The organism is Pseudobutyrivibrio sp. UC1225 (assembly GCF_900115215.1).
Taxonomy (GTDB): Bacteria; Bacillota; Clostridia; order Lachnospirales; family Lachnospiraceae; genus Pseudobutyrivibrio.
On the sequence record NZ_FOVQ01000012.1, the window covers coordinates 79,720 to 88,837 of the forward strand.

Annotated in this window: 8 protein-coding genes; all 8 read right to left on the reverse strand. The window is 34.6% G+C overall.

Features of this window, described 5'->3' with window-relative positions; translation table 11 throughout:
- Nucleotides 1-13: 13 nt before the first annotated feature.
- A complete protein-coding gene (gene gmd / locus BMZ41_RS12910) occupies nucleotides 14-1,054 on the reverse strand; it encodes a GDP-mannose 4,6-dehydratase (RefSeq protein ID WP_090530289.1) in 1,041 nt (346 codons plus the stop codon).
- A 29-nt stretch (nucleotides 1,055-1,083) separates the two neighbouring features.
- Nucleotides 1,084-2,106 (reverse strand): glycosyltransferase family 10 domain-containing protein, encoded by a 1,023-nt coding sequence (locus tag BMZ41_RS12915; protein ID WP_177184232.1) that lies wholly within the window; start codon nucleotides 2,104-2,106, stop codon nucleotides 1,084-1,086.
- Nucleotides 2,107-2,117: 11 nt separating this feature from the next.
- Nucleotides 2,118-2,963, reverse strand: coding sequence for a hypothetical protein (locus BMZ41_RS12920; protein WP_090530295.1), 846 nt, complete (start codon nucleotides 2,961-2,963; stop codon nucleotides 2,118-2,120).
- 21 nt (nucleotides 2,964-2,984) lie between these two features.
- Nucleotides 2,985-4,256 (reverse strand): ABC transporter ATP-binding protein, encoded by a 1,272-nt coding sequence (locus tag BMZ41_RS12925; protein ID WP_090530298.1) that lies wholly within the window; start codon nucleotides 4,254-4,256, stop codon nucleotides 2,985-2,987.
- Between the two features lie 15 nt (nucleotides 4,257-4,271).
- Nucleotides 4,272-5,123, reverse strand: a complete 852-nt coding sequence (locus BMZ41_RS12930; protein WP_090530301.1) for an ABC transporter permease — start codon at nucleotides 5,121-5,123, stop codon at nucleotides 4,272-4,274.
- Nucleotides 5,124-5,141: 18 nt separating this feature from the next.
- Nucleotides 5,142-6,386, reverse strand: coding sequence for a nucleotide sugar dehydrogenase (locus BMZ41_RS12935; RefSeq protein ID WP_090530304.1), 1,245 nt, complete (start codon nucleotides 6,384-6,386; stop codon nucleotides 5,142-5,144).
- 80 nt (nucleotides 6,387-6,466) lie between these two features.
- Complete coding sequence (gene wecB / locus BMZ41_RS12940) at nucleotides 6,467-7,591, reverse strand: non-hydrolyzing UDP-N-acetylglucosamine 2-epimerase (RefSeq protein WP_090530315.1); 1,125 nt, start codon at nucleotides 7,589-7,591, stop codon at nucleotides 6,467-6,469.
- 128 nt (nucleotides 7,592-7,719) lie between these two features.
- The gene (locus BMZ41_RS12945; protein ID WP_090530306.1) at nucleotides 7,720-8,970 is read right to left on the reverse strand and encodes a hypothetical protein; all 1,251 of its coding nucleotides are present in this window, start codon (nucleotides 8,968-8,970) and stop codon (nucleotides 7,720-7,722) included.
- Between the last annotated feature and the right edge of the window lie 148 nt (nucleotides 8,971-9,118).

Below are 9,118 nucleotides of genomic sequence, written 5' to 3' on the forward strand. Positions count from 1 at the left end.
TTGCTTCCTGCAATTAATCTATATTCATTGCCTTTTCTCGTTTTGCAAGTATTCTATCATGCTCTGCCATAATACGAATAAGCTCTTCGTAGGATGTTTTCTGTGGGTTCCATCCCAGCACAGTTTTAGCCTTTGTTGGGTCTCCCCAAAGATTATCAACATCTGTTGGTCTAAACCACTCAGGATTTACAGATACCAAAAGCTTTCCTGTTTCAGCATCATATCCCTTTTCGTCTATACCGGTGCCTTCCCATCTAATAGTCATTCCATTACATGCAAATGCTTTCTCTGTAAAATCTCTTACAGTATGCTGCTCCCCAGTAGCAATCACGAAATCCTCAGGTGTCTCATGCTGAAGAATCATCCACATACATTCTACATAATCCTTTGCATAACCCCAGTCACGAAGGCTATCCATATTTCCTAGCTCTAAGTGATCCTGCAATCCCTCTGATATTCTACCTGCTGCAAGAGTTATCTTTCTTGTTACAAAATTCTCACCGCGACGCTCCGATTCATGATTAAAAAGAATTCCATTTACAGCAAACATTCCATATGCTTCCCTGTATTCCTTTGTGATCCAAAAACCATACTGTTTTGCAACAGCATATGGGCTATATGGGTGAAATGGTGTAGTCTCTTTCTGAGGTACTTCTTCAACCTTTCCATAAAGCTCGCTTGTGCTAGCCTGATAGACACGACATTTATCAGTTAACCCCAGTATTCTAACAGCTTCAAGTATTCTAAGAACACCAAGAGCATCTACATCACCTGAATACTCTGGAACATCAAAACTAACCTGCACATGGCTCTGTGCAGCAAGGTTATATATTTCATCAGGTTTAACCAAATTGATAATTCTGATAAGGGAACTACTATCCGATAAGTCACCATCATGTAGGGTAATCTTATCTAAAATATGCTCAATTCTTCCCATATTAGAAATACTACTACGTCTATGGATACCATGTACCTCATATCCTTTTTCTAACAAAAACTCAGCAAGATACGAACCATCCTGACCTGTTATTCCTGTAATTAATGCTTTTTTCATCTATTCCCTTTCTGCAACTAACTGATACCCTACTTCATTTTGGCATCAACTAATATTTTTACAATAGATATCATTCTATCTTTAAATTTTGAATGTGCAATGCCACCATATTTTTTATATATATTGATAGTAGTTAATCTGTCATTCTCATAAGTTTTAGTCCAACCGCATCTATTTCTCCTAAAATATTGATTCTTGTCCTGTGTCACAATACTATACAACCATGACTTAAATGTATTATCTAGCTCAGAGATTTCGTCCCATCCATCTTTCCATAATGGCTGCTCATATATTTCCCTGTATAATTTATCATCATTGTTTATTTTTATAACATAATCAGCAACATCTTTCTCAGACATAAAATCATTGCAGTTTATAAATGCCTTTTCATTAAAATCCTCAACTACATCGCCAGCTCCCCAGTAAATCGGGATTGTTCCAGCAGCATATGCTTCTACAATTTTCTCAGTAATATATCCTGGTGCATTAGTATTTTCACACGCCAAAGAAAATTTATATCCATTCAGAAAACGGTTCTTATTTTCAACCCCCTCTGGTTTTCCTATATTATTTCTATATCTTCCACCTGAATCTACTTTTTCATTTTTAGACAACTCATCAAAAAGTTTTTCTCTGTACCCATCAGTATTATCTCCATTTGAGACTACCATGGCACAAAACTTTTTTGCAGCTATCTCATCATCTGTTATGGATGTTCTCCCACTTGCTTTCTTGCATGCATCTCTATAATATGCAGCATATAGAGGGTATCTGATATATCTGTCAGCGAACTCCATTCTGGCGAATCCAATTCCATAATCATATAAATTAAAATCAGGAATACAATTTTCACCCACAAAAAGAATTCTCGGACAATCGTATTCCAAAAAATCATTTCCCATTAAAGAGCAAAAAACAAAATCAACTTCCTTTATTCTCTGCTTACTGTCTATTACAGAAAAGTCAACTTGTAGTTCTCTCAACGTGTTAGTTATAAAATTTTCTTCCTTATTAAATCCCTGCCACCAATCCACGAATGCTATATTTATCATCTTTTCACCAATCACTTTATCCTAAATGCTTTTACTCTTCTATATAAGAAAAATAATGGCGATACTTGCGGATTAAACCATCTATACCATTTTCTATATGTTAACTGATAAAAATGAGAACATGTTGGAAGTCTATGAGAATCAAATATCTGGGGGTAACTACTTCTCTTAATCACATCTTCCCCAACCACTTCACTATATCCTTCTTCGAAACCATATTGTGAAGGGTCTCGAAATGGCATAAGATTATGCTTCTTTGACAGTAGACTGAGCACGGTTTGATCATGTCTATTTTCAATAAAGCCACTGTAATTATCTAATCCCATTACGTTATCGTCATTAGTAAGAATTCTTTTATCTTGCGAATATTTCAGCCATTCTTCAACAAATGCTACCGAATTAGAATTCTTTTTCAACAAAATATAGGTGCCTATTCTCTGTGGACTCTCATAGTATTCAGGAAAATCACAATCCAGCAAAACAAATGCATCTCTTTTACTATAATATTTTTCTTTTTTAGATAAAGAAAAAATCATTATATCTTGCTTACTCAATTCCAACGATGCTATTAGCTTTTTTATGTTGTTAACATAAGCCGAACCAGAATCTGCGTAAATCACATAATCCCCCTGCTTCACCTTATCTAAAGCATCTAAAATAATATATGGTTTCCACAACCAATAACCATCCCCTCTTATAGCAGACATTATTTCTTCATTTTCTTTCCGAAACAAACCATCTATGCTACTTGGAGAGTATTCAACCACTTTATCAGCACCATTTCTTAGTGCAGTCTTGGAATTATATTTTTGAGAAACCTTATATTTATCATTGGCGTAATTAATCGCTAATATCATCCCATACCTCTGATATTTTTATTATATTATTGTCAATTTATTCATTCGTATCAAACCATAATATCGACTAGGCCATGATGGTCCATCTTGATCTTCGCTTCGGCCGACTATGAATGTTGGATATACCAGCGGATGGTCAAATGAAGTATATGATCCAAACTCATTTATTTCTTGTACATCCAATATCATTTTATATGTACCCTCGACCAAATTTTCGATGTTAAACTCGAACTGAATAACATTTTCTTCATCAATTGTTGTTGATGTGAACATCTCTGAATATGAAGAACCGGCTATTTGGTCATCTAATGTCATTACTGTTATCAATAAATGCAGATTATCAAATCTCTTTTTTGCTGTCCACGCAAACTGCAATTTCATCTTCTCTCCGGTCAGATACATTGCAGCTTCCTTTTCCATAAATCTTAAAGAAGTCAATCTAAATTGCGAACCATGGTCAAATGATGGTCTTTTCACTTCACTCATATCATAATTCACTGGATATGTCATATTATCAATGCCAGAATATATTCGTATCGCTTCTTCAACATCTCCATCATAAATTATCCTTCCGTGATTTAAAACCACGCATCTAGAGCATAATTGACGTATTGTAGCCATGTTATGACTAACATACAAAACGGTTTTACCTTCAACATGAGCTCCGTCTTCCATTTTACCAAGACATTTCTTTTGAAATTTAACATCACCTACAGCCAACACCTCATCCATAATCATAATATCTGAATCTAAGTGTGCTGCCACCGAAAAAGCCAGTTTCACATACATTCCTGAAGAATATCTTTTGACGGGTGTATCTATAAATTGTCTACACTCCGAAAATTCTATGATTTCTTCAATCTTCTCATCTATTTCAGCTTTTGTCATTCCAAGAATGGCGCCATTCATATATATATTCTCTCGTCCAGTCAATTCTGGATGAAATCCCGTGCCGACTTCTAGCATAGAAGTTATTCGACCATTTATACAGACAGTACCTTCTGTTGGTGCTGTGACACGTGAAAGAATTTTCAATAATGTAGACTTGCCCGCACCATTGGTTCCAATAACCCCTACAGTCTCACCTTTTTTTATTTCCAAATTAATGCCATCTAAAGCATTGAATTTCTCGCCATATTTGCTTGTATCCTCACCAATAATACTATATGGGTTTTCTTTTCCTCTAACTTTAGCCCACCATGAATTAAGCTCCTGTGTAAGGGTGTACCCGCCGATAGCTCCAAGAGTATATTGTTTCTTGAGATTTTCTATTTTAATTACTGTTTCTGACATTTACATATAACCTTTCTACACTGTATCCATGAAAGTACTTTCCACTCTATTAAACAATAGTACTCCTAATAAAAATATAATGGCTGTCATAACTACACTTATAACCCAATACAGTCCCTCAAAGGTCCCTATCCCCAACAATGCATATTTGTAATTTTGTATTACTGCAGACATAGGATTTATTAAAATAATTGTTTTTAAAGTACCTGTTACATCAGTAATAGGGTAAACAACTGGTGTTATGTACATCCACAAAGTCACACCGAAACTAACAAGTATCCTAAGATCCCTGTATTTTGTTGTTAAAGAAGATACTATAATACCTACACCAAGTCCCAATATAGCTGTTTGTATCATTAGAATAGGTAAAATCCATACAAATACTGTTGTATGAATATCATAACCTTGCATTTTGTATACCAACATAGCTATTAATGACATCGCAAAAATAATTATCATATTAATTGCTGCGAATACTACCGATGAAATCGGCATCGTCAGTCTTGGAAAATAGACTTTTCCCATAATAGAAGCATTTGCTATAAATGTATTTGATGTCTCATTGACACATGTTGCAAAATAGTTCCATAATGTATAGCCACATAGGTAAAAAAGAAAATATGGCACTCCATCAGATGAAATGCCTGCTATATTACCAAAAACAATTGTTGAGATAATAGTTGTAATCAACGGATTAATAATAAACCATAATGGGCCAAGTATTGTTTGCTTGTATTGCGCTGAAAAGCTTCTCTTTACAAACAATCCTACTAAGTCTTTATATTTATACACCTCATTCAAGCGTAAATCATACCATTTTCTTGTCGGACTAATTACTATGTCCCATTCTTTATTTTCATATTGCATATATATCTTACCTCTATATTAATCTCGTTCGAAAACATCACGTGTGTATACTTTATCCTTCACATCATCAAGGCATACATCATATCGATTAGCCACAATAGCACTACTTATAGCTTTGAATTCATCAAGATTATTAATTACACGTGAACCAAAAAAGGTTGTACCATCTTCAAGAGTTGGCTCGTAAATTACTACTGTTGCCCCCTTTGCCTTAATACGCTTCATAACGCCTTGAATAGATGACTGTCGGAAGTTGTCTGAGTTTGACTTCATAGTAAGTCTGTAAACACCTATCGTAACTTCCTTCTCAGAATCCTTGTTATACTGATTTGAATCCTTATAACTATAATATCCAGCCTTGTTAAGCACCTGATCAGCTATGAAATCCTTTCGGGTTCTATTTGATTCAACAATTGCACTTATAAGATTCTGTGGTACATCGTTATAATTTGCTAATAGCTGTTTTGTGTCTTTAGGTAGACAATATCCGCCATACCCAAATGATGGGTTATTATATTGATCAGATATTCGTGGATCCAGACAGACTCCCTTAATTATCGCCTGTGTATCAAGTCCCTTTGTTTCAGCGTAAGTATCCAACTCATTAAAATAACTAACACGGAGTGCAAGATAGGTGTTTGCAAAAAGTTTTACAGCCTCAGCTTCTGTAAATCCCATAATTAGGGTATCAATATCATCCTTAAGCGCACCTTCTTTTAGAAGACTTGCAAATTCTTTTGCAGCTCTTGTTAAATCGACATCCGATTCATCTGTTCCAACAATAATACGGCTTGGATATAGATTATCATATAGAGCTCTTGACTCGCGAAGAAACTCTGGGCTAAAAATAATCTTATCTGAACCCATCTTAGCTCGAATTCTCTTTGTATAACCTACAGGGATTGTAGACTTAATTACCATGTATGCATTAGGATTCACTTCCTGAACAAGTTCTATAACAGCCTCAACTGCAGAAGTATCAAAATAATCCTTGGCACTGTCATAATTTGTTGGTGTTGCAATAATTATATATTCTGCATCCCTATATGCAGTCCTACCATCTAATGTAGCTACTAAATCCAATTCTTTGTTTGCAAGGTAATCCTCAATTTCTGTATCTACAATCGGAGATTTTTTGTTGTTAATTAACTCCACCTTTTCTGGGACTACGTCAACTGCTATAACATGATTATGCTGTGCAAGAAGTGTAGCAATCGAAAGTCCCACATAGCCGGTGCCAGCCACTGCTATATTTTTATCCATTGTGTATTTTCCTTTTTTATTTTAATCTCATAATATTATAAATCATCAATCAATCTATTGAAATATAAATAAAAACTTATCTACTTAATACGATAATCCATAGCCAAATTCCATTCGTTAAATACTTTTCCCTCGAGTATATTTGCAATTCTCTCACATGCATGTCCATCCCCATATGGATTACATGCTTTGCTCATCTTCTCGTATTCCACTTTATCCTCCAACAAAAGTTTAAAGTTATTATAAATATTCTCTTCATCCGTACCTACAAGCCTTAGTGTGCCTGCCTCAACCCCCTCTGGGCGCTCTGTAGTATCTCGCATAACAAGTACTGGAACACCATACGATGGGCACTCTTCCTGGATCCCCCCCGAATCTGTAAGGCACAAAAAAGATCTAGCTTCAAAATTATGACAATCAAAAACATCAATCGGTTCAATAATATGTACCCTATCACAATCACCCAATTCTTGTTCTGCAGCTTCTCGAACAATCGGATTCATATGTATTGGATATACTACTTTGCAATCTGTATGTTCATCCAGTACACGTCGTATAGCCCTAAACATATTATGCATTGGCTCTCCAAGATTCTCACGTCGGTGTGCCGTGATAAAAATCATTTTGTCATTACCGATCCAATCCAACTCAGGGTGTGAATAATCTTCTCTAACAGTATGCTGCATGGCATCAATAACTGTATTACCCGTCACATATATATTGTCAGCATTTTTTCCTTCTTTCAGAAGATTATTTTTCGCTAGAGGAGTAGGTGCAAAATTATATTGACTAATAATACCAACAGCCTCTCGATTGAATTCTTCTGGATAAGGAGAATATATATTATAAGTTCTAAGACCTGCCTCTACATGCCCCACTGGAATCTGTAAATAAAAACATGCTAGTGCTGTCACAAATGTAGTGGACGTATCACCATGGACTAGTACCACATCTGGTTTTGCATCTTCAAGAACATCTTTTATTTCATTTAAAATATTTGTTGTGATGTCAAAAAGAGTCTGGCGTTCTTTCATGATATCTAAATCATAATCTGGGACAACACCAAAAGTATTTAGTACCTGATCCAACATTTGTCTATGCTGAGCAGTCACACATACTATTACATCTAGCAGCTCTCTTTTTTTCATTTCAAGAACCAGTGGGCACATCTTAATAGCTTCTGGTCTTGTTCCAAAAACGCACATTACTCTTTTTTTCTTACTCACTTTACTTTGCTCCTTAATCCTACAAATAGGCAGTCCAAACGGGCTGCCTAAATTATAACATAAGATATTTTTGAAAGATATTTCTTTAACATGTCAACTTTGTCTGTCTAATTTTCAATTTTATTGAATTTAATCTTATTAAATACAACGTATAAAATTGCACAAACTAATGGAAAGTAATTATGGACATAAAACCCATGTCCAACGGCATTAGATAAAATCGTATGCCAAATAAACGCTGGCAAGAAAGCGATGAAAATGATAAGAACATCTGTTTTAAAATCTTGAGTTCCACAGTTTGTCACATGTACTTTTTTTGTGAAAATAAGTAATACTACTATCGTTAACACTATAATTAAAATAACCCAAAAGCTTCTTGAACTTAGAAGAAATTTTATAGGTGTTATAAAAGCTAGGAGTTTTTCACTTAATGCATTTCCCATCCAAAACTTAAGTTTTTCCATCCCACTTTCATTTTTCAATATATATTTAGCTAACATATTTTTTTCTATACTAGAAATAGCATATCCTAGATACCATGCTATAACTGATATGAAACCATATCTAAGAGCTTTTCCATGATTTATGCCAATTTTGAAATCATTTATCATCAGTAATAATAGACACATTCCAAGCCCCATCATTGGTGCATAAACATAACAAAGCGAAACCGTGATGAATCCATTAATAAAAAATAGGAAAAATCTAACGGCGCTACTATCGTTTTTCCCTAACCTACAACATAAAATGTATATACCAAACACAAGCATTAGAAAAACATCAAAAAAGGCGGTTATATTTCCGCTTATGTAAATTGTTTCAAAAATTCCTAATGAGATACAGAAGGCAATTGCCAATGCTTTATCTTGTAAATATGCTCGTATAATATATATGAATGCCAAAAAAAGAACGCATGCAGTCAATACATGCCTTATTTCTCCTAATGGCAAAAAAATCAGCAGTATTTTAATTATACTAAGCCCTGCAAGCCAATAATTCGCATAAGGAACTACTTCGCTTTCATCATATCCATTCACAGCCTTATTTAAAGCTGAAATAACAGTATCATCGCCCCTTATAACATAATAATTTCCAAGGGCTGATTGTACTATGGGATAGTTGTTTTGGAGAGCTATAATATTTAAAGAAATAGCATCTGTCCAATTATCAAAAAAACCTGTATTTGATCCCTCGTAAGTGCTAGGATATAACCCTTCTTTATTTAAAAGTTCCACAGAAATCTGTAACTCATTATTTATACTTTTCGATGGAATTAATCTTCCAAATAGAAGAAGCGATATTACTATAAGGAAACATACTATATTTATTTTTATAAAGTCAAAAATAAATTTTCTCATAACGACCTCTTTACCCTCTTATCAGACGGTATTCTCTCTCTATTCTATATGGCAAAGATATTTCTTTAATGTCTCAGCTTTGTCTGTCTGCTCCCATGGAAGCTTAACATCTGTACGGCCAAAGTGACCATAAGCTGCTGTTGGACGG